Annotated in this window: 19 protein-coding genes and 1 riboswitch; of the genes, 10 read left to right on the top strand and 9 right to left on the bottom strand. The window is 52.2% G+C overall.

Annotated elements, in window-relative coordinates; all coding sequences use genetic code 11:
* Window positions 1-542 precede the first annotated feature (542 nt).
* Both purH and purD read left to right on the top strand, forming a co-directional pair.
* Window positions 543-2132: a bifunctional phosphoribosylaminoimidazolecarboxamide formyltransferase/IMP cyclohydrolase gene (gene purH, locus KP22_RS19955; protein WP_039325997.1), complete on the top strand. Its 1590-nt coding sequence runs from the start codon at window positions 543-545 to the stop codon at window positions 2130-2132.
* Window positions 2133-2149: 17 nt separating this feature from the next.
* On the top strand, window positions 2150-3436 hold the full coding sequence (gene purD / locus KP22_RS19960; protein WP_039325998.1) for a phosphoribosylamine--glycine ligase: 1287 nt from the start codon (window positions 2150-2152) through the stop codon (window positions 3434-3436).
* Between the two features lie 74 nt (window positions 3437-3510).
* On the opposite strand, the gene KP22_RS19965 is transcribed toward purD, so the two are convergent.
* The 6 genes from KP22_RS19965 to nudC all read right to left on the bottom strand — a co-directional run bounded on the left by KP22_RS19965 (window position 3511) and on the right by nudC (window position 8047).
* Window positions 3511-4197: a DUF1481 domain-containing protein gene (locus tag KP22_RS19965; protein ID WP_039326000.1), complete on the bottom strand. Its 687-nt coding sequence runs from the start codon at window positions 4195-4197 to the stop codon at window positions 3511-3513.
* Between the two features lie 4 nt (window positions 4198-4201).
* Entirely contained in the window at window positions 4202-4474 is a 273-nt protein-coding gene (gene hupA / locus KP22_RS19970) for a nucleoid-associated protein HU-alpha (RefSeq protein ID WP_005970302.1), read from the bottom strand.
* 204 nt (window positions 4475-4678) lie between these two features.
* Window positions 4679-5269: a YjaG family protein gene (locus tag KP22_RS19975; protein WP_039308665.1), complete on the bottom strand. Its 591-nt coding sequence runs from the start codon at window positions 5267-5269 to the stop codon at window positions 4679-4681.
* A gap of 77 nt (window positions 5270-5346) precedes the next feature.
* Window positions 5347-6036 (bottom strand): deoxyribonuclease V, encoded by a 690-nt coding sequence (gene nfi / locus KP22_RS19980; protein WP_039326002.1) that lies wholly within the window; start codon window positions 6034-6036, stop codon window positions 5347-5349.
* A 15-nt stretch (window positions 6037-6051) separates the two neighbouring features.
* A complete protein-coding gene (hemE, locus tag KP22_RS19985) occupies window positions 6052-7116 on the bottom strand; it encodes a uroporphyrinogen decarboxylase (protein ID WP_039308669.1) in 1065 nt (354 codons plus the stop codon).
* Window positions 7117-7264: 148 nt separating this feature from the next.
* Window positions 7265-8047, bottom strand: coding sequence for an NAD(+) diphosphatase (nudC, locus tag KP22_RS19990; protein WP_039308672.1), 783 nt, complete (start codon window positions 8045-8047; stop codon window positions 7265-7267).
* A gap of 108 nt (window positions 8048-8155) precedes the next feature.
* Between nudC and KP22_RS19995 the strand changes: the two genes are divergently transcribed.
* The 7 genes from KP22_RS19995 to thiH all read left to right on the top strand — a co-directional run bounded on the left by KP22_RS19995 (window position 8156) and on the right by thiH (window position 14484).
* Entirely contained in the window at window positions 8156-8617 is a 462-nt protein-coding gene (locus KP22_RS19995; protein ID WP_039308674.1) for an Rsd/AlgQ family anti-sigma factor, read from the top strand.
* Window positions 8618-8739: 122 nt separating this feature from the next.
* Window positions 8740-8893, top strand: a riboswitch (TPP riboswitch).
* A 114-nt stretch (window positions 8894-9007) separates the two neighbouring features.
* A complete protein-coding gene (gene thiC, locus KP22_RS20000) occupies window positions 9008-10963 on the top strand; it encodes a phosphomethylpyrimidine synthase ThiC (protein ID WP_039326005.1) in 1956 nt (651 codons plus the stop codon).
* Window positions 10960-11601 (top strand): thiamine phosphate synthase, encoded by a 642-nt coding sequence (gene thiE / locus KP22_RS20005; RefSeq protein WP_039326007.1) that lies wholly within the window; start codon window positions 10960-10962, stop codon window positions 11599-11601. Before thiC ends, thiE begins: the two co-directional genes overlap by 4 nt.
* A gap of 1 nt (window position 11602) precedes the next feature.
* The gene (locus KP22_RS20010; protein WP_039308681.1) at window positions 11603-12382 is read left to right on the top strand and encodes a HesA/MoeB/ThiF family protein; all 780 of its coding nucleotides are present in this window, start codon (window positions 11603-11605) and stop codon (window positions 12380-12382) included.
* Window positions 12379-12579, top strand: coding sequence for a sulfur carrier protein ThiS (gene thiS / locus KP22_RS20015; protein WP_039308683.1), 201 nt, complete (start codon window positions 12379-12381; stop codon window positions 12577-12579). The genes KP22_RS20010 and thiS overlap by 4 nt, the downstream gene beginning before the upstream one ends.
* Window position 12580: 1 nt before the next feature.
* Window positions 12581-13366, top strand: a complete 786-nt coding sequence (locus tag KP22_RS20020; protein WP_039308686.1) for a thiazole synthase — start codon at window positions 12581-12583, stop codon at window positions 13364-13366.
* Window positions 13363-14484 (top strand): 2-iminoacetate synthase ThiH, encoded by a 1122-nt coding sequence (gene thiH, locus KP22_RS20025; protein WP_039308689.1) that lies wholly within the window; start codon window positions 13363-13365, stop codon window positions 14482-14484. Before KP22_RS20020 ends, thiH begins: the two co-directional genes overlap by 4 nt.
* A 456-nt stretch (window positions 14485-14940) precedes the next feature.
* Here thiH and KP22_RS20030 read toward each other — a convergent pair whose 3' ends face one another.
* Window positions 14941-16359 (bottom strand): aminotransferase-like domain-containing protein, encoded by a 1419-nt coding sequence (locus KP22_RS20030; protein ID WP_039308691.1) that lies wholly within the window; start codon window positions 16357-16359, stop codon window positions 14941-14943.
* A 173-nt stretch (window positions 16360-16532) separates the two neighbouring features.
* Between KP22_RS20030 and KP22_RS20035 the strand changes: the two genes are divergently transcribed.
* Window positions 16533-16724 carry a DUF1127 domain-containing protein gene (locus KP22_RS20035; RefSeq protein ID WP_039308693.1) on the top strand — a complete coding sequence of 64 codons (192 nt, stop codon included), beginning with the start codon at window positions 16533-16535 and terminating at the stop codon, window positions 16722-16724.
* 62 nt (window positions 16725-16786) lie between these two features.
* On the opposite strand, the gene shiA is transcribed toward KP22_RS20035, so the two are convergent.
* Window positions 16787-18184, bottom strand: a complete 1398-nt coding sequence (gene shiA, locus KP22_RS20040; RefSeq protein ID WP_039308695.1) for a shikimate transporter — start codon at window positions 18182-18184, stop codon at window positions 16787-16789.
* A gap of 177 nt (window positions 18185-18361) precedes the next feature.
* Window positions 18362-22585 (bottom strand): DNA-directed RNA polymerase subunit beta', encoded by a 4224-nt coding sequence (rpoC, locus tag KP22_RS20045; protein WP_039308698.1) that lies wholly within the window; start codon window positions 22583-22585, stop codon window positions 18362-18364.
* Between the last annotated feature and the right edge of the window lie 42 nt (window positions 22586-22627).

Raw genomic sequence — 22627 nt, forward strand, 5'->3', positions numbered from 1 at the left:
AATGAATTTCACTGTTGTTCACTCTTCAAGACTTTTTATATCGTTAAGATACGGTCTTGTGAGTGCCCACACAGATTGTCTGATTATATTGTTAAAGAGCAGTGCGTTGCGGTCTTATCCGCTTCGCAAGGTGGCGTATATTACGCTAATCACCTTTAGAGTCAACGTTTATTTTAAAGCGTTTTCTCTTTCTTTATCGCCCCGGTTGTGAGTCACAGCGCCGTGTCGATGGAGGCGCATTATAGGGACTTCTCGGCCACTGACAATAGGTATTTTAAAGAAAAATGACTGTTTGCTGCATTACACAGCAAAAACCCACCTTATACCTATTTTTGCACAAACTTATCCACAGAAAGCATTCTACTCAAAAATTGACGAGCATCACGCAAACGTTTTCGCTACAATTCACCCCGTTCAAAATCGTCGTATTTTTGCGAACGCTAACTGAATATTTCTCTTTATTCCGCAATTATTGCTCTGACAAAGACGATATTCACATACCGTTCTTTACTGACTACCCAAATCCAGGGGATAACATCATCATGCAACAACGCCGTCCAATTCGCCGCGCTCTGCTCAGCGTTTCTGACAAAGCAGGTATTGTCGAATTTGCTCAAGCTCTGTCCCACCGTGGCGTCGAGCTCCTTTCAACGGGTGGAACCGCCCGTTTGCTGGCCGATGCTGGCTTAGCTGTGACTGAAGTCTCTGACTACACCGGTTTCCCGGAAATGATGGATGGGCGTGTAAAGACCCTGCACCCGAAAGTACACGGCGGCATTCTGGGACGGCGCGATCAAGATGATGCGATCATGGCGCAGCACGATATCAAACCCATTGATATCGTCGTTGTGAATCTGTATCCGTTCGCTCAGACCGTCGCCAGTGAGAACTGCACATTAGAAGATGCGGTTGAGAATATCGATATCGGTGGCCCGACGATGGTTCGCTCCGCCGCCAAGAACCATAAAGATGTGGCTATCGTGGTCAAGAACAGCGACTACAGCGCCATCATTAATGAAATCGATGCCAACGAAGGTTCACTGACTTACGAAACCCGTTTCGATTTAGCGATCAAAGCCTTCGAACACACTGCCGCTTACGACAGTATGATTGCCAACTACTTTGGCGCACTGGTTCCACCTTACCACGGTGATACCGATAAGCCATCGGGCCACTTCCCGCGCACGTTGAACCTGAACTACATCAAAAAGCAGGACATGCGTTACGGCGAGAACAGTCATCAGCAAGCTGCCTTCTATATAGAAGAGAATATTCACGAGGCCTCTGTCGCCACCGCTATACAGTTACAAGGCAAAGCGCTGTCTTATAACAACATCGCCGATACCGATGCGGCGCTGGAATGTGTGAAAGAATTTGCCGAACCAGCCTGTGTTATCGTTAAACACGCGAATCCGTGCGGCGTAGCAATTGGCGGCTCAATTCTTGATGCCTACGAGCGCGCCTACAAAACTGACCCAACATCCGCATTCGGCGGCATTATCGCTTTCAACCGCGAGCTGGATGAAGAAACTGCACAGGCCATCATCAGCCGTCAGTTTGTCGAAGTCATTATTGCGCCATCCGCCAGTGATGCCGCATTGAAGGTGACCGCAGCCAAACAAAACGTACGCGTCCTGACCAGTGGTAGCTGGCAGCAACGCGTTCCGGCTCTGGACTTCAAACGCGTCAACGGCGGTTTGCTGGTACAGGATCGCGATTTAGGTATGGTCGATGCGTCTCAACTGCGTGTTATGACCGAACGCCAGCCGAGCGAACAGGAATTACGCGATGCGCTCTTCTGCTGGAAAGTGGCTAAGTTCGTTAAATCCAATGCGATTGTGTACGCACGCGACAACATGACCATCGGGATAGGCGCTGGCCAGATGAGCCGCGTTTACTCAGCGAAAATCGCCGGTATCAAAGCGGGCGATGAAGGGCTGGAAGTCAAAGGTTCCGCCATGGCCTCTGATGCATTCTTCCCATTCCGTGATGGTATTGATGCTGCCGCAGCCGTTGGCATTACCTGTGTGATCCAACCGGGCGGGTCGATTCGTGATGATGAAGTCATTGCTGCCGCCAACGAACACGGCATTGCGATGATCTTTACCGACATGCGCCACTTCCGCCATTAATTCTGGAGCTGACTGAAATGAACATTTTAGTAATTGGTAATGGCGGACGCGAGCACGCGCTAGCCTGGAAAGCCTCACAATCACCGCTGGCGAAGCAGGTTTATGTTGCTCCAGGAAACGCGGGCACTGCGCTTGAGCCCGCGTTGACCAACGTCGATATCGCCGCAACCGATGTTCCAGCGTTAGTCGCCTTTGCTCAGGAAAACCACATCGATTTAACCATCGTTGGCCCAGAAACACCGTTAGTGATTGGTGTTGTGGATGCGTTTCAGAGTGCAGGTCTAAAAATCTTTGGCCCGTCGCAGGCCGCTGCGCAATTAGAAGGCTCGAAAGCCTTTACTAAAGATTTTCTGGCACGCCATAACATCCCGTCGGCGGAATACCAGAATTTCACAGAAGTGGAACCGGCACTGGCCTATGTACGCAGCAAAGGTGCACCTATCGTCATCAAGGCAGATGGATTAGCCGCTGGTAAGGGCGTGATTGTCGCGATGACGTTGCAAGAAGCAGAAAACGCCATTCAGGATATGCTGGCAGGTAATGCATTCGGCGATGCTGGACACCGTATCGTGGTGGAAGAGTTCCTTGATGGTGAAGAAGCCAGCTTCATCGTTATGGTGGATGGCAAGAACGTGCTGCCGATGGCAACCAGTCAGGATCATAAACGCGTTGGGGATAAAGATACGGGCCCGAATACCGGTGGTATGGGCGCTTATTCGCCAGCTCCGGTCGTGACCGATGAAATCCACCAGCGAGTGATGGATCAGGTGATTTGGCCGACCGTGAACGGCATGGCAGCCGAGGGAAATACCTATGTCGGCTTCCTGTATGCCGGTCTGATGATTTCTGCCGATGGCCAGCCAAAAGTGATCGAATTCAACTGTCGCTTTGGCGATCCAGAAACACAGCCAATTATGCTGCGCCTGCGCTCCGATCTGGTGGAACTGTGTCTGGCAGCCTGTGACGGCACGCTGGATCAGAAAGACTCAGTCTGGGATGAGCGTCCGTCTCTGGGCGTGGTATTGGCGGCAGGTGGTTATCCGGCTGATTACAATACGGGTGATGTTATTTCTGGTTTACCGCAACAGGATGCCGAAGATGGCAAGGTCTTCCATGCTGGCACCAAACTGAATGGGATTAATGTCGTTACCAACGGCGGGCGAGTACTGTGCGTCACAGCATTAGGTAATACCGTGGCTGAAGCGCAACAGCGCGCTTATGAAATAGCAGCAGGTATTCAGTGGCAAGGAGTATTCTGCCGCAAAGATATCGGCTATCGTGCCATTGAGCGCGAGCAAGCCTGATAAGCGATGGTTCGATAACGATTGTCTGATAAATACTGAAGCCCGGAGAAATCCGGGTTTTTTATAGCTAATGGCTATTTAGGCTGCCACTGGCAGACATCATCTTCCACCACCAGCAATAACTGCGTCCCTTCTGGTGCTTCCAGCCACGCTACATTTAGCGGGCGCGTTGCATGCGATTTTTGCTGCGCAATCCATTCGCGCGAATCGCTATCAAAATCAGGGCGAACGACCCTACCATCGCAAGACTGAACCTGCCCTTCCAGCCATTTCCCTTGCTTCAGCATCACCTTGCCTGCACGTAGGACATCACTCAATTCCAGCATGCGTTTAGCATCAAACTGATAGAGCGCGACATCATCATCGGAAACCGATTCACGTCTTTCGGCAAGCTGCCGCTGCATAAAGCTGACAGTTCCATCTTCTGCAAATCGCAAACGCATATCTTCTTTTTGCGTCCCGAGCTGGTTACGCTGTATCTCGCGTAGCTTATCCTGCTGGAACGTATAGCGAGTTACCACCAGAGCATTATCCTGAAGCGGGTTATATACGGTGGTCAGCGCCGTCGTATTATGCGCATCATCTTTACGCCACAAACGCACGATGCCGCGATCGGCAACGTAACCGCTGGAGAAAACTTCCGGCGGTGCGGTGCGGCTACTACAGGCCACTACGGCAGTAAGTACGAGACCTGCGCCACACAAACGTCGTAAAAGCAAAAGGGGCGAAATCGCCCCTCTGCTTAAACTTTTAACCAGCATAGGCTTATTTAACAGCGTCTTTCAGAGCCTTGCCAGAAACAAACGCTGGCACATTGGCAGCAGCAATTTTGATTTCTTTACCGGTTTGTGGGTTGCGGCCAGTGCGCTCATTACGATGGTTGACTTTAAACGTACCAAAACCAACTAATTGTACTGCATCACCTTCTTTCAGAGACTCGGTAATTGCCGCCAAAGTTGATTCCAGAGCTGCTTTAGCCTGTGCTTTTGACAGATCAGCTTTGTCCGCAATTACATCAATCAGTTGAGTCTTATTCATAAGTTATCCTTACAGTGTGTTTATCGCTTGCTAAGCATCGAGTGCGACGGATATGCCCTTTCCCGTTTTAGGGTGTAATAGCACTCTCCTGCATACACGCACCGACAGCCACTTTTTTTACGCCCCCCAAATGTAGACCAGACAGGGTGCGGATGGGAAGCCTTAAGGCAGGCCATTTCAGGCCTTAAATCACGTTTTATCGCGTTATTGATGCAAATTTATCCCGATGTTACTACTTCCGGCCTCGCGCAAATCGGAACGGAGCCCTTTTATCAGCTCAATATCACGTTCTTCACAGGCCGCCAACAGGCGGAAAATCTCCCATTGGATATCCCATTCTTCTTCAATCGCAGGTAAAACCTTTAGCTCATCGTCGGTCATTTCTTTGCCAGCCTGCGTCATTTCAAGCATAGCAACCGTACGGATAGACGCTTCGCTAATGGCTATCGCATGTTCCAGCGTTTCACCGCTTAAGCGCGAATGAATCAGCTCGCCCAGTGCGATACAGGCATCAATAGCCGGGTAGACACCGTAAAGATCGTAATCTTCCGCAGCGGGAATCGCTTCTTCCAGCTTTTCCAGTTGGCTATCGAAATTGACCTTCGCATCTTTAACAACCAATGTTTCCCATACCAGATCGAGAATGCGGCGGTAAACCATCGCGTCGCCGAATTCTGTTTGACGACAAAACTCGTGGTAATTTGGATACATACGTTCACAAAGACATGCCATGAAAGTGACATGTTGCCAGCTCGCCAGCTTTTCCAGACGTAAATGAATGGGGTTACGTAACATTTTTATGCTCATTAACGGCGACGGACGGCAGTGTAACTGAAATCTCAGTGACGCCCTATGCCTGAATTCCTAAAGTTTTACGACAATACGTTAGCGGCTTGCTGCCGTTGCCAACGCACAAATGCGGGACGATTTGATGCGACAGCATCAGCCCAACGAGTCGGCTCCGGTAAACGGTAGCCGCGCATACAAGATTGTACCCAGTGCAATGCACTATCCTGACTGACTCGATGCCCCGTCGCCACAAATAGCGGATTACAGCGCGCTTTGCTGCGCCATACCCAACCAATCTGCTCGCCCTTATCCAACAACGGCTGCTGGCTACCGGCGATATCCGCTAACGGCTCAAACCGACCGCAAAGCCGACTTTTCGCCACGCCAATCGTCGGAACACCAACTAGCAAACCAAAATGGCTGGCAACGCCGAGACGGCGCGGGTGAGAAATCCCATGCCCGTCGACAAACAACAGATCCGGCTTCTGTTCAAGCAACGCCCATGCGGCTAACAGCCCAGGGCACTCACGAAACGAAAGAAAACCGGGGATATAGGGCATCGTCGTGCTTATACGCGCAATCTTGTATTCTACCAGCTCTAACGAAGGATAGCGCATTACCGCAATGGCGGCGCGAGTTACCGAACCTTCTTGTTCAAAGCCAACATCCGCACCCGCGATAAACGCAGGCTGTTCAAAAGGTAAATCGTCGTGCCGAATCACATCAGAAGCGCGAGCCAACTGCTCTGCTCGCAGCCGTTGTGTATCAATCACATCACCTCCAGTGAATCATGCGTGATAAGCACGGGACAACCGATGCACCGCCTCAACAAAAACGCCCGCGTGCTCCGGCGGCACGTCCTGATGAATGCCATGCCCCAGATTGAAAACATGTCCGTTGCCTTGCCCAAACCCAGCGAGGATCGATGCAACTTCCTGTTCGATCCGTGCCGGATCGGCATACAGCATTGAGGGATCCATATTTCCCTGTAGCGCCACTTTGTCACCGACGCGACGACGCGCATCGGCAATATCACTCGTCCAGTCCAGCCCCAGAGCGTCACAGCCTGTTGCTGCTATCGCCTCCAGCCACTGACCTCCGCCTTTGGTAAAGAGCGTCACTGGCACACGGCGCCCTTCATTCTCACGCTGTAAACCATCAACGATCTTATGCATGTAATGCAGAGAGAATTCTTTGTAGTCACGTCCACTCAATGCACCGCCCCAGGTATCGAATACCATTACCGCCTGCGCGCCTGCACGAATCTGCGCATTGAGATAAAGAATGACGCTATCAGCCAGCTTATCCAGCAACAGGTGCAGCGTTTTAGGCTCAGCGAACATCATTTTCTTAATGATGGTAAACGCTTTGCTGCTACCGCCTTCAACCATATAGGTTGCCAGCGTCCACGGGCTACCCGAGAAGCCAATCAGCGGCACTTCCCCGGCAAGATTTTTACGGATCGTCCGCACCGCGTTCATCACATAACCGAGTTCCTGCTCTGGATCGGGAACCGGCAGGTTGACCACATCGGCATGAGACGTGATGGGAGAACTAAAGCGTGGGCCTTCGCCTGCTTCAAAATAGAGACCTAAGCCCATCGCATCAGGGATGGTCAGGATATCGGAGAACAGGATCGCTGCATCCAACGCATAACGTCGTAAAGGTTGTAACGTGACTTCACAAGCTAGCTCTGCGTTTTTACACAGCGACATAAAATCACCAGCCTGTGCGCGCGTTGCCTTATATTCCGGCAGATAACGCCCCGCCTGACGCATCATCCACACTGGAGTGACATCAACAGGTTGGCGCAATAACGCCCGCAAATAGCGATCGTTTTTCAGGTAGGTCATGTTCTTTTCCTTTCAACCTCACGGCGGTTCTACACCGGATAGATGTGATGAAACGGATGCGTTATAAGGCGAACGCTTTATGAAGCGGATACGCTATGACGCAGGTGCGCGGTGTACGCGAGCCATTCATGACGCAAATAGTACCACGTCAGCCCTCGTTCTCGTGATAAGCGCGGCACAACACCACCGTATCTTCGATAAGCCGACGCGCCACGGTGCCCGGCGGAGGCAACTGCGGGAGTTGGTCATAGCGGAACCAGCCTGCGTCACGCAGCTCTTTCGGATCGTGCTTGACTTCTCCACCGGCATAATCGGCCATAAAGGCCATCATCAAAGAATGAGGGAATGGCCAAGGCTGCGAACTCACGTAACGCAGGTTTTTTATCTGAATTTGGCTCTCTTCCATTACCTCACGCACGACCGTCTGCTCCAGCGTTTCGCCGACTTCTACAAACCCAGCCAGCACGGTGTACATATTTCCACGATGTCGATTGTGTTGCGCCAGCAAAATTTCCTCACCACGGCGAATCGCGACAATGATGCAAGGCGCGATCTGCGGGTAATAACGCTCTTTGCAGTGGTGACATAAACACGCCAGCTCTGTCTTGCTTCGCACCATTTCATGCCCGCAGTAACCGCAAAAACGATGAGAGCGATAGAACTCAGCCAACTGTACACCTCGCCCCGCTAACTGGAATAAGCCCACATCCTGATCGAGCAGTTGGCGAACTGATGCCATATCGGCATCCCGGCCCTGACACACTAGCCAGACAGGCTGCCCTTGCCATTCGCCGATGTGGCGAGCCGCTTTCCCCTGCAACGACCACGCTATAGCCGTTCCGTACGGCAATTCTCCTTGGGGCATCCAGATTTGTACCGCATCGCTAACGACCCACCAGCCGGTTTCATCACCTTTTAGCGTCTGTTCCATATCTTTTTATTGCTCCACTGCCACTTCACTGGCATTTTACATTCAGAGTGATTACATAAGTTTTATAACTGGGATTTCGGTTATTTCTTACCGTTCACGGAGTCAACAATGCTAAACCAGCTACAAAGTCTGACTGAATACGTTGGTGGCAATAATGCGTTAATCGACCAATGGCTACAAGCACGTAAGCAGCTTCTGGTGGCTTACTATCATCTGGTTGGCATCAAGCCGAATAAGGAAGCGCTTTCTCTTTTGGATGAAGAAGCATTGGATAACTTTTGCCAGAATCTGGTGGACTATCTTTCTACTGGCCACTTTCATTTATACGAAAAAATGCTGCATGAAGCAGCAACCCACAGCGAACAAGTATTAGCACTTTCCACCCAACTCGACCTCGCCCTGCAAAATAACACGCAGCAAATCATGACGTTTTACGATAGCCATCTGGCAGCCGCCATCGATCATGATAACTGCCTCGAATTCCAACAGGCACTCTCCAGCGTCGGCGAAGCATTGGAAGAGCGTTTTACGTTAGAAGACAACATGATCAAGCAGGTTTACGATAACTAGCCATCATTTAACGTTATTTAAGAACATCACCGCATGCTGTATCGGCAAAATCGGCACGCTTTGACATCCGCGTTTTGCCGTCATACAGTGTAGGGGTTTTATTGACCCGTTTAACAGACGGGCAAATCTTGTCGGAGTGCCTAGCGTGCTCGTGTTTCGTTTTACGAAATCAATCGTTTTACGAAACCTATGAGCGCACAGGCTGAGACCGTTAATTCGGGATCCGCGGAACCTGATCGGGTTAATACCTGCGAAGGGAACAAGAGTAATGCACCTCTATTGAGCCCAAGGCTGCGTATTCCCACATACCTGCTCTGATGCTCAATATCATTATTACTCCCTCCGGCTCCAGACAAGCAATCTTCCCTTTACGTATTACAGGAACTTGCTATGTCTACAGAACCCTTGTCTATAAAAACAGTGTCGTCAAAATCGGGTCGCCGTGAACAGCGCGCTGCCGCCCAGCAGTTTATTGAAACCTTACAGGGAACCGCCTTTCCCAACTCTAAACGCATTTACCTTGCGGGCTCGCGTGACGACATCGCCGTACCGATGCGGGAGATTCAGCTCAGCCCGACGCTACTCGGCGGCAGTAAAGACAATCCCCAATACGAGCCCAATGAACCGATCCCGGTTTACGATACGTCAGGGCCTTATGGCGATCCTGACGCCCAACCCGATGTCCGCGTTGGGCTACCAAAGCTGCGTGCCAGTTGGATTGCAGAACGTCACGACACCGAGGCGCTATCCGGCGTCAGCTCCGATTTCACCCAACAGCGCCTGGCAGATTCGGGGCTGGATCATCTGCGTTTTGAGCATTTGCCACGACCGCTACGTGCCAAAGCGGGCAAACGCGTCACCCAGCTTCACTATGCGCGACAGGGGATAATTACCCCCGAAATGGAATTTATCGCCATCCGCGAAAATATGGGACGCGAACGCATTCGTGGTGAAGTGCTGCGCCAGCAGCATCCGGGGCAAAGTTTCGGTGCCCTACTGCCGGAAAACATCACGCCAGAGTTTGTCCGTCAGGAAGTGGCAGCCGGACGTGCCATTATTCCTTCCAACATCAACCACCCGGAATCAGAGCCGATGATCATCGGTCGCAATTTTCTGGTGAAGGTTAACGCCAATATCGGCAACTCCGCCGTGACATCCTCCATCGAAGAAGAGGTGGAAAAGCTGGTCTGGTCTACCCGTTGGGGCGCAGATACGGTGATGGATCTCTCGACCGGGCGCTATATTCACGAAACTCGCGAGTGGATTCTGCGTAACAGTCCGGTGCCAATCGGGACAGTGCCAATCTATCAGGCGCTGGAGAAAGTGAACGGCGTGGCAGAAAACCTGAACTGGGAAATGTTCCGCGATACGCTGCTGGAACAGGCCGAGCAAGGGGTCGACTATTTCACCATCCATGCTGGCGTGCTGTTGCGCTATGTGCCGATGACGGCCAAACGCCTGACCGGTATCGTGTCGCGCGGCGGTTCCATCATGGCGAAGTGGTGCCTGTCACATCATAAAGAGAGCTTCCTGTATGAACACTTCCGCGAAATTTGTGAAATCTGCGCCGCTTATGATGTCGCGCTGTCGCTGGGCGACGGCTTACGCCCGGGTTCCATTCAAGATGCCAATGACGAAGCGCAGTTTGCCGAGCTGCATACGCTGGGTGAGTTGACCAAAATTGCCTGGGAATACGACATACAGGTGATGATCGAAGGCCCCGGTCACGTTCCGATGCAGATGATCCGCCGCAACATGACCGAAGAGCTGGAGCACTGTCACGAAGCACCGTTCTATACGCTCGGCCCTCTGACTACCGATATCGCACCGGGTTACGATCACTTTACCTCTGGCATTGGTGCCGCCATGATCGGCTGGTTCGGCTGTGCGATGCTCTGCTACGTGACGCCAAAAGAGCATCTCGGCCTGCCGAACAAAGAAGACGTCAAGCAAGGACTGATTACCTACAAGATCGCTGCCCACGCCGCCGATTTGGCGAAAGGCCATCCCGGCGCACAGATCCGTGATAACGCGATGTCGAAAGCGCGCTTCGAATTCCGCTGGGAAGATCAGTTCAATCTGGCGCTCGATCCCCAAACGGCGCGTGCCTACCACGATGAAACACTGCCGCAAGAATCCGGTAAAGTCGCCCACTTCTGTTCCATGTGTGGCCCCAAGTTCTGCTCAATGAAAATCTCACAGGAAGTGCGCGACTACGCTGCCAAACAGGAAGCAGAAGCTAAACCGGTTGAAGTGGGTATGGCACAGATGTCGCAAGAGTTCCGTTCTCGCGGCAGCGAGCTTTATCACAGCGCCACCAGCCTGCAAACCGAGGAAAGCAAATGACGGACTCGACGCCTTTTGCCCCGACGGCACAGCGGCTGGGGCTCTATCCCGTTGTAGATAGCGTGGAGTGGATTGAACGGCTACTTAGCGTTGGGGTGAAAACGATCCAGCTAAGAATCAAAGATAGGTCAGATGATCAGGCCGAAACCGATGTGATCCAGGCGATCGCATTGGGTCGGCGCTATCAGGCGCAGCTCTTCATCAATGACTACTGGAAATTGGCAGTTAAGCATCGGGCATATGGCGTACATCTGGGTCAGGAAGATCTGGATACCGCCGATCTGGCTGCGATTAAAAAAACAGGCCTGCGCTTAGGTGTCTCCACACACGACGATCGTGAACTGGCACGTGCAGTAGCGATAAACCCGTCCTACATCGCACTTGGGCATATTTTCCCCACGCAAACCAAAGACATGCCTTCCGCACCGCAAGGGCTGGCCGAACTGACACGACACATCGCCGATCTGCAAGAGCGTTTTCCCACCGTGGCGATCGGTGGGATCAGCATCAACAGAGTGCCTGTGGTACTCGCAACGGGTGTCGGCAGCATTGCCGTCGTCAGCGCCATTACTCAGGCGCCAGACTGGCAGCAGGCCACTGCGACGCTGCTCAAGATGATCGAAGGACGGGAGGCATGAAATGGTAACGAAACATCATCCAACGTCTGCGGGACTAAGCGATAGCGAGTTCATGCGCTACAGCCGTCAACTGATGCTGGAAGATATTGGCCCAGAAGGTCAGGAGAAACTCAAAGCTGCCCGCGTTCTGCTGGTAGGGCTAGGTGGGCTGGGCTCACCCGCTTCACTTTATCTGTCCGCCGCCGGGGTCGGCACGCTACTGCTTGCCGACGATGACTCACTGCATATCAGCAACCTGCAACGCCAGATTCTGTATCGCACCCGCGAAACCGACAAACCCAAAGCGGTGTTGGCACAGCGTCAGCTACAGGCATTAAATCCGTATTCGGAAGCAATCGCACTCACCGAAAGGCTAAGTGGTGAGGCGTTACACGACGCCGTCAGCCGCGTCGATCTGGTGCTGGATTGCAGCGACAACATGACAACCCGCCATGCGGTTAACGCCGCCTGTGTGCATGCAGGTAAGTCGCTGATCAGCGGTAGCGCCGTCGGCTTCAGCGGCCAGCTTACGGTCTTCACGCCGCCCTATCACTCTGGCTGCTACGCCTGCCTGTATCCCGATACAACCGAACCGCAGCGCAACTGTCGTACTGCGGGCGTACTGGGGCCGGTAGTCGGCGTGATTGGCACACTTCAGACGCTGGAGGCAATCAAGCTGCTGGCAGGCATGCCATCCTCACTGGACGGCAAGCTGAGAATGTTCAATGGCAAACAGCAGAGCTGGAACACACTCCAACTGACGCGCGCACCTGATTGCCCGGTATGCGGGGACGTAACATGAAAATCACGTTGAATGATGAATCCGTTGAGTTTCCAGAGGCCATCACGGTTGAGGCGCTGCTAAGCCAGATAAATCGGCTCCAGCCTGGCACAGCGCTGGCCATCAACCAGACCATTATCCCACACGCGACCTGGTCACAGCATCAGGTACAAGAGGGTGATGATATTTTGCTTTTTCAGGCAATCGCGGGAGGATGACATGCTGCACATTGCCGATACGATATTCACTTCACGGCTGCTGACCGGCACCGGGAAATTCGCCACGCCAGAGCTGATGCTGGCGGCACTTAAGGCTTCTGGTTCACAGTTAGTCACCATGGCGATGAAGCGCGTGGATCTGAACGGCGGGAACGACGCCATTCTCGCCCCGCTACGCCAGCTCGGTATCAAGCTGTTGCCAAACACGTCAGGCGCCAAAACCGCAGACGAAGCTGTTTTTGCTGCCCGACTGGCGCGTGAAGCGCTGGGTACTCACTGGTTGAAACTAGAAATCCACCCCGATGTGAAATACCTGCTGCCCGACCCGATCGAAACGCTGAAGGCTGCCGAGCAGTTGATCAAAGAGGGATTCACGGTGCTGCCCTATTGCGGTGCCGACCCGGTACTGTGCAAACGGCTGGAAGAAGTCGGCTGCGCAGCGGTGATGCCGCTAGGTGCGCCAATCGGATCCAATCAGGGGCTGCAAACGCGTGATTTCCTTCGCATCATCATCGAGCAGGCGCGTATTCCGGTGATTGTCGATGCGGGTATTGGCGCACCCAGCCATGCGGCTGATGCGCTGGAAATGGGAGCCGATGCTGTGCTGGTCAACACGGCCATCGCCGTTGCCCACGATCCCGTGGCAATGGCCCACGCATTCCGACTGGCGGTCGAGGCAGGTGGGCTTGCTCGTCAGGCTGGGCTGGGAAGTAAGCAGTTTATCGCCAGCGCCACCAGCCCACTCACCGGCTTTCTTCATCGACAAACGGGAGGAGTGGAACGATGAACGTCGATTTTCAAACCGTCTGGGAACAACTCGACTGGGATGACCTGACGCTGCGCATCAACGGTAAAACAGCACGTGATGTTGAACGAGCGCTTACTGCTCCACACCTGACGCGCGACGACTTTATGGCGCTCATTTCACCTGCCGCCAGCGCCTATCTGGAACCGCTAGCCCAGCGGGCACAGCAACTCACCCGCCAGCGTTTTGGTAATACGGTTAGCTTTTATTTACCGTTATATCTGTCCAATCTGTGTTCCAACGACTGCACTTACTGCGGCTTTTCGATGAGCAATCACATCAAGCGAAAAACGTTGGATGATGAAGAAATCTTGCGTGAATGCGCGGCGATCAAGGAACTCGGGTTTGAGCACCTGCTGCTCGTGACCGGCGAACATCAGCGCAAAGTGGGAATGGATTATTTTCGTCGCGTCTTTCCGCTGATTCGACCACTCTTCAGTTCATTAATGATCGAAGTCCAGCCGCTATCGCAGGACGAATACGCCGAGTTGAAAACACTAGGGCTGGATGGCGTGATGGTCTATCAGGAAACCTATCACCCAGCGACCTACCAGTTGCACCATCTAAAAGGACAAAAGCAGGATTTCCACTGGCGACTTGCCACGCCGGATCGGCTTGGTCGTGCGGGGATCGACAAGATCGGGTTGGGCGCTTTAATTGGCTTGTCCAATAGCTGGCGTACCGACTGCTACATGGTGGCGGAACACTTGCTGCACTTACAGCAGAACTACTGGCAGAGCCGTTACTCTATCTCGTTCCCTCGCCTGCGCCCCTGTGCGGGTGGTATTGAGCCAGCGTCGTTAATGGATGAAGCACAGCTTATGCAGGTGATTTGTGCATTCAGACTATTGTCACCGGATATTGAGCTCTCGCTTTCCACGCGCGAGTCGCCTTTCTTTCGCGATCATGCCATTCCTATTGCGATTAACAATGTCAGCGCATTTTCCAAAACCCAGCCGGGTGGCTATGCCGACAATCATCCCGAATTGGAACAGTTCACACCGCATGATTCACGGCGCCCTGAAGACGTGGCGCAGGTCATCATACGAGCAGGTCTTCAACCCGTGTGGAAAGACTGGGACGGCTATTTAGGCCGGTAATTACTGAGCAGATAAGACGGCGATACGCCTGATAGTGGTCAATTAAGCGTGAAGTGAGAGGGAAACACGGTGATGAGGTTCCCGCAGGGACACCTCGCACCGTGGTAGCCCTCGTGTCGCGGATGTTAAGCGATCGGCATGAGTTGATACGCTTGATTTGGGAAGCAGCTCGCAGGCCAGAATGAGAATTACACACAAGGCACTATTCTCAGGATAGCGCCGCGCAACATGACATTCGGCCTATCGTCATGGCCTTCGACGAAGAATACAGTAGCGTCGTTGGCAGGACTGACTGAACGTTACTCAACCTGTTGACCGGAGCCGTTTGCTACTTATCGGCTCTGCACATCAACCCGCCGATACGGGGCTTATCCTTACCCGTATCGGCCCTTCCCTGACAATATGCTTCTGTTTGTCCGGAGAATGAAAAACCTGATCTCATCAATCAAGGTAGGTTTACGTCTCATCAAGCAGTTGCTGCGCAACATGACCAACAACCGATAAAACATGTTGCGTTTCCTCTGTTAGCGGTAAAGCATAATTCATACGCATGCAGTTGCGATATTTTCCCGCCGCCGAAAAGAGTGAGCCTGCTGCAATCTGGATCCCAGACAGACGTACTGCGGCATTAAGACGCAAAGCATCAAACGACTCCGGAAATTCAACCCATAGCAGAAATCCACCCTGAGGACGGCTGACACAGATATCACAGGGAAAATGCTCTCTGACCTGGCAGGTAAACATATCCATGTTGGCTTTATAAATTGTGCGCATGCGCCGCATGTGCGGTTGATAATGTCCCTGAGCGATAAACTCGGCAGCGGCAAGCTGAGTATGATTGACGGTATAGCCGGTGCTGATATATTTCATGTGCAGCACACGTTCCAAATAGCGGCCCGGCGCTATCCAGCCAACACGCAGGCCAGGAGCAATCGTTTTGGAAAATGAACTGCATAGCAGCACTCGCCCATCACTATCGAGTGACTTTAACGTTCTCGGACGCGGATAGTCATAAGCCAATTCACCGTAAGCATCATCTTCAATAATCGCCACATCGAACTGTTGCGCCAACGTCAGCAACGCTTTTTTACGCGCATCTTGCATGAAAAAACCCAGCGGGTTATTACAGCTTGGTACCAGCAAAAGTGCCTTGATCGGCCACTGCTCAAGCGCCAGCGCTAATGCTTCCAGACTGATACCCGAAATGGCATCCGTGGGAATTTCGATCACCTTAATCCCCAGACCACGTAGCAGTTGCAGTGTCCCAGGAAAGGTTGGCGACTCCACAGCGACAATATCACCCGCCTGGCAAATCGCCCGTACGGCAACAAATAGCGCTTCCTGACATCCTGTCGTGATAACAATATCGTCTTCGGTTAGTTGGCAACCACTGTCCAGTGCCATCCTCGCAACCTGTTCGCGCAGTTCGCTGGCACCATACATGTTACCGTAGTTCAGCACGCGTGGATCCTGACGCTGGCAAAGCCGACTCATCGATTTCCACAATGGCTTGAGTGACGACTGGTTCACATCAGGCATACCGCCCCCCAGATTACATACCGTGGCACTGAGGCGAGAATTAAAGAGCTCCAGCACGGAATCCCATTGGGTCACTTCAACCGGACGTTGAACAGGTCGCGTTAGCGCAGGTATGGGCGGCGTTGCCTTGCGCGGTGTGACAAAATATCCCGAACGCGGCTGTGGCATAATCAACCGCCGGGTTTCCAGCAGATGATAGGCTTGCTGTACAGTGCTAATACTCACACCATGTTCTGAACTGAGTGCCCGAACAGAAGGCAGGCGTTCTCCACTTTGATATAAGCCCTGTTCGATCCGCTGCTCTAACAGCCCTGCAAGATGTTGATAGCGCGTCATCAGTATCGTTCCTCATCATGATTCATAGCAACAACCAGTACAGATTCAAATAAAAATCACCATTCAGATGCAATATCATACAATCTGTATGCTAAAAAAATGGATTTTTTGAGTCTGTATTGAAAATACCTTTCGCCCCATCATAGCGATCATTCACTGGCGAGGGGGAAAGTATGGAATTTCATGAGAATCGATCACAAAAACCGTTCCGCGAGTCACCGTTTTGGCTAATGCTGATTTTGCCGTACCGCCTGTGGAAAGCCTGGCGAGTAAGAGCGCAAACGCTGAAGATCCTGCGGAATATGAGCGATGACGGGCTTAAGGATATCGGGCTGAAACGGAGCGATCTTGATCGGTTCAGATAACAACAAAAAAGTAGAGATATCGCCGATACAGATAGTGTATCTGTATCGGCAAGATAAGGAAGTTAGCGAGGTACCATATCGTCTGCGGGTGCTTTCATCCGCATCCCGACAATCGCCGACAGCAAACAGCCAATGGCAAGATAGGCCGCCACTGCGTGCCATGAACCATCCATAAACTGCACCAGCAGAACCGCGATAAAAGGCGTAAATCCGCCGCCGACCACGCTGGCAACCTGGTAACCCACACCCGCCCCACTATAGCGATATGCCGTACCAAATAGCTCAGTAAACATCGGTTGCTGTACGCTAACAATCATATCATGGGCAGCATTCGCCAGCATGATGGCAAAGAACAGAATCATCAGCGTATTGTGGCTCTCCAGCGCCATAAAGAATGGCACCGCACTCACCGCGCCAATGAGCGCACCGGTAACATAGATACGACGACGACCAAAGCTATCCGCCAGATAGGCGAAAAAAGGAATAGACACACAGCTGATCGCCCCCACCAACAGCCCGATGTTCAGGAAGATATCGCGCGATAACCCAAGATGAGTGGTGGAGTAATTGAGTGCAAATGCGGTGACGATATACATCGTCAAAAGCTCACCAAGCCGTAGCGCTATAATCAGCAAGAATGCTTTAGGATGCTGGCGCAGTGCTTCCATAATGGGGAATGAACGCAGTTTGTTTGCTCTTTCTCCCAGTGTTTTATTAGCCTCAAACTCCTGAGACTCATCCATCCCGTTACGTACCCACCAGGCAATAGCAACCAGAATCAGACTGAATAAGAACGGCAGACGCCATCCCCAAGTGGTAAATTCCTCATTGGTGGTCAAATTGCTCACCACCGACACCGACCCGGTTGCCAGTAAAAGTCCGACACCAAAGCCAACCTGTACGCCACTGCTGTAAAAGGCTTTCTTCTTCTTCGGCGCATTCTCTACCGCCAACAGCGCCGCCCCACCCCATTCACCACCAACTGCGAATCCCTGAATTGCCCGCAGCGTGACCAACAGCACTGGTGCCCACCAGCCAATAGAATCAAACGACGGCAACAGTCCAATCAGCGCAGTGGAAATGCCCATCATCCAGACCGTAATCATCAACATCCGTTTACGACCCAGCTTGTCACCAAAGTGACCGAACACCATGCCGCCTAACGGGCGGAACAGGAAGCCAACGCCGAACGTGCCAAATGCCGCCAACGTCCCCATTGTCGGGCTGATCTGCGGGAAAAATTCGGTATTAAATACAAGAGCGGCAACAATTCCGTACAGAAGAAAATCGTACCAATCGACAACGGCACCAACAAAACTGCCCCATGCCGCACGTTTTGCTCGATGTTGAGAATGGCTTACTGACTGTGTTTGTAGGGTTTTATCAGAAGAGAGTGAATCATCCTGATGAGGTAATGAGCCGCCAGGCTGTGAGAGAGTTGGCGTAGTTGAGGTGTCCATGTCGGTTCCGTTCTATTTACTTTACACTACTGTACAACAAAAAATTTCAGGAGGACATTTTTAACGTCACTTGCGACGGCCTTTAGGCAGCGCACAGGGATTGCGCTATAAAAAAACCCCGACCATGATAGCCGGGGTTTTTGTTATTTACCGCATGGTAGTGCAGCGTAAAGAGGCTTATTCGTCGTCGCGCTTACCAAAACCTGCGTTCAACAGTTCAGCCATGTTAGCAGAAGCTTCATCGGCACTCACCTGAGGTACGACAGGAACTTCACTCGCCTGACGGCGGCGCATACGATCCTGATGGTACGCATAACCCGTACCCGCTGGGATCAGGCGACCTACGATAACGTTCTCTTTCAGACCACGCAGTTCATCACGTTTACCCGCAACAGCAGCTTCAGTAAGTACGCGAGTGGTTTCCTGGAACGATGCCGCAGAAATGAAGGACTCGGTCGCCAGAGATGCTTTGGTGATACCCAGCAGATCGCGACTGTACGTTGCCGTGATCTTGCCATCCGCTTCCAACTGACGGTTGGCAATCTTGATACGAGACACTTCTGCCTGCTCGCCTTCCAGGAACTCCGTACTACCTGCGCTAACGATGGTGCCTTTACGCAACATCTGACGAACGATAACTTCGATGTGTTTATCGTTAATCTTAACGCCTTGCAGACGGTAAACTTCCTGAACTTCGTTGGTGATATAACGCGTTACTGCATGTACGCCACGCAAACGCAGGATATCGTGCGGAGACTCTGGGCCGTCGGAAACAACGTCACCACGTTCCACAACTTCACCTTCGAACACGTTGAGCTGACGCCATTTCGGAATCATCTCTTCGTAAGCATCGCTGCCATCCAACGGAGAAATCACCAGACGGCGCTTGCCTTTGGTTTCTTTACCGAAGGAAATGATGCCGCTGATCTCTGCCAGAATCGCTGGTTCTTTCGGACGACGCGCTTCGAACAGGTCGGCTACGCGTGGCAGACCACCGGTAATATCCTTCGTACCACTGGATTCCTGAGGGAGACGCGCCAATGTATCACCGGCACCAATCTGCACCCCATCTTCCAACTGAACAATCGTTTTACCCGGCAGGAAGTATTGAGCAGGCATATCAGTACCTGGAATCAGTACATCTTCACCTTTGCCGTCAACGATTTTCAGTGCTGGACGCAGGTCTTTACCGCTACCAGTACGCTCTGCACTATCCAGAACTACGATAGAAGACAAACCAGTCAGTTCGTCGGTCTGGCGGGTAATGGTCTGGCCGTCAATCATGTCAGCAAAACGGATGAAACCGCTCACTTCGGTTACCACTGGCATGGTATGCGGATCCCAGTTTGCTACGGTTTCGCCACCGCTAACATCTGAGCCATCACCTTTCGCCATCACCGCACCGTAAGGCACTTTATAGCTTTCTTTAGTACGTCCGAATTCGTCGATCAGCTTCAGTTCGGTATTACGTGAAGTAATAACCAGTTTACCGTTGCCGTTCATAACGAACTTCGCGTTGTTCAGTTTCAGGCTACCTTTATTTTTCACCTGAATGCTGGACTCGGCAGCCGCACGCGATGCCGCACCACCGATGTGGAACGTACGCATGGTTAACTGTGTACCCGGTTCACCGATGGACTGTGCCGCGATAACCCCGATGGCCTCACCTTTGTTGATGATGTGACCACGAGCCAGATCGCGACCGTAGCAATTGGCGCACACGCCAAAGTCGGTTTCGCAACTTACTACTGAACGTACTTTAACGGCGTCAACGGAGTTCTCTTCCAACATGTCACACCACTGCTCGTTCAGCAGCGTGTTGCGTGGAACCAGAATATCCGCAGTACCCGGCTTGATCACGTCTTCGGCCGTTACACGACCCAGTACACGCTCACGCAGTGGCTCTTTAACATCACCACCCTCGATAACCGGCGTCATCATGATACCTTCATGGGTACCACAATCGTCCTCAGTCACAACCAGATCCTGCGCAACGTCAACCAGACGACGCGTCAAGTAACCGGAGTTTGCCGTTTTCAGTGCGGTATCCGCCAGACCTTTACGCGCACCGTGCGTCGAGATGAAGTACTGGAGTACGTTCAAACCTTCACGGAAGTTTGCGGTAATCGGCGTCTCGATGATGGAACCATCTGGTTTCGCCATCAGACCACGCATACCCGCCAACTGACGAATCTGTGCCGCAGAACCACGCGCACCGGAGTCGGCCATCATAAAGATGCTGTTGAAAGAAACTTGCTGCTCAACCACGCCATCACGGTTAACCACATCCTCAACGGACAGATTTTCCATCATCGCTTTCGCAACACGTTCGTTCGCCGCTGCCCAGATATCGATCACTTTGTTATAGCGTTCGCCCGCGGTAACCAGACCAGACTGGAACTGCTCCTGAATCTCGGCAACTTCGGTTTCTGCTTCTTCGATAATCTCGGCTTTTTTCTCCGGGATAACCATGTCATCGATACCTACGGAAGCACCAGAGCGCGCCGCGTAAGCAAAACCAGTGTACATAGTCTGGTCAGCGAAGATAACTGTCGGCTTCAGACCCAAAATGCGATAACAGGTGTTCAGCATTTTGGAGATCGCTTTCTTGCCCAGAGGCTGGTTAACGATCGAGTACGGCAGACCTTTCGGTACGATCATCCACAGGATGGCACGACCGATAGTCGTATCAATAATCGACGTCTGATGCGTAACATCGCCTTCGATGCTCTTGATCTCTTCCGTGATACGCACTTTAACGCGCGCATGCAGAGAGGCCAGGCCGGCACGATAAACGCGTTCAGCTTCTTTCGGACCCGTGAGCACCATGCCTTCGCCTTTGGCGTTAACACAGTCACGCGTCATGTAATACAGACCCAATACCACGTCCTGAGAAGGAACGATGATTGGCTCACCATTCGCAGGGGACAGGATGTTATTGGTCGACATCATCAACGCACGCGCTTCCAACTGGGCTTCCAGCGTCAACGGTACGTGTACAGCCATCTGGTCACCATCGAAGTCGGCGTTATATGCCGCACAAACCAGCGGGTGCAGCTGGATCGCTTTACCTTCGATCAGTACCGGTTCAAATGCCTGAATACCCAAACGGTGCAGTGTTGGTGCACGGTTCAGCAGTACCGGGTGTTCGCGGATGACTTCGTCCAGGATATCCCATACGACGGCTTCTTCACGCTCAACCATTTTCTTGGCGGCTTTAATGGTGGTAGCAAGACCACGCAGCTCCAGCTTGCCGTAGATGAACGGTTTGAACAGTTCCAGTGCCATTTTCTTCGGCAGACCACACTGGTGCAGACGCAGGTATGGACCAACGGTGATTACGGAACGACCAGAGTAGTCAACACGCTTACCAAGCAGGTTCTGACGGAAACGACCCTGTTTACCTTTGATCATATCGGCCAAAGATTTCAGAGGACGTTTGTTAGAACCGGTGATCGCACGACCGCGGCGGCCGTTATCCAGCAAGGCATCGACCGCTTCCTGCAACATACGTTTTTCGTTACGTACGATGATATCCGGCGCAGCCAAATCCAGCAGACGTTTCAAACGGTTGTTACGGTTGATCACACGACGGTACAGATCGTTCAGGTCGGAAGTCGCGAAACGACCACCATCCAACGGAACCAACGGACGCAGATCTGGCGGCAGTACTGGCAGAACGGTCAGGATCATCCACTCTGGTTTGTTACCAGACTGTACGAACGCTTCCAGCAGCTTAATGCGCTTGGTCAGCTTTTTACGTTTGGTTTCGGAGTTGGTTTCGGTCAGCTCTTCACGCAACTGCTCGCATTCCTGCTCCAGATCCATGTTCTTCAGCAGAGCCTGGATCGCTTCGGCACCCATTTTCGCGTCGAATTCATCACCAAACTCTTCCAACGCATCCAGATACTGCTCTTCAGTCAGGATCTGACGGCGCTCAAGGTTGGTCATCCCACCTTCAACAACGACATAAGATTCAAAATAAAGTACACGCTCAATGTCACGCAGCGGCATATCTAACAGCAAACCGATACGGGAAGGCAGTGACTTCAGGAACCAAATATGCGCAGTCGGAGAAGCCAGCTCAATGTGACCCATACGCTCACGACGCACTTTAGTCTGTGTCACTTCAACGCCGCACTTCTCACAAATAACACCGCGGTGTTTCAGGCGCTTATACTTACCGCACAAGCACTCATAATCTTTTACTGGCCCAAAGATACGGGCGCAGAAAAGGCCGTCACGCTCAGGTTTGAACGTACGGTAGTTGATGGTTTCTGGCTTTTTAACTTCACCAAAAGACCACGAACGGATCATGTCTGGCGAGGCCAGAGCAATTTTGATCGCATCAAACTCTTCGGTTTTAGTTTGCGCTTTCAGAAACTTTAATAAGTCTTTCACGGATTGGCTCCTGTCGGAGTTAGACCTGATAGACACCTGAAC

The organism is Pectobacterium betavasculorum (assembly GCF_000749845.1).
Classification (GTDB): domain Bacteria; phylum Pseudomonadota; class Gammaproteobacteria; order Enterobacterales; family Enterobacteriaceae; genus Pectobacterium; species Pectobacterium betavasculorum.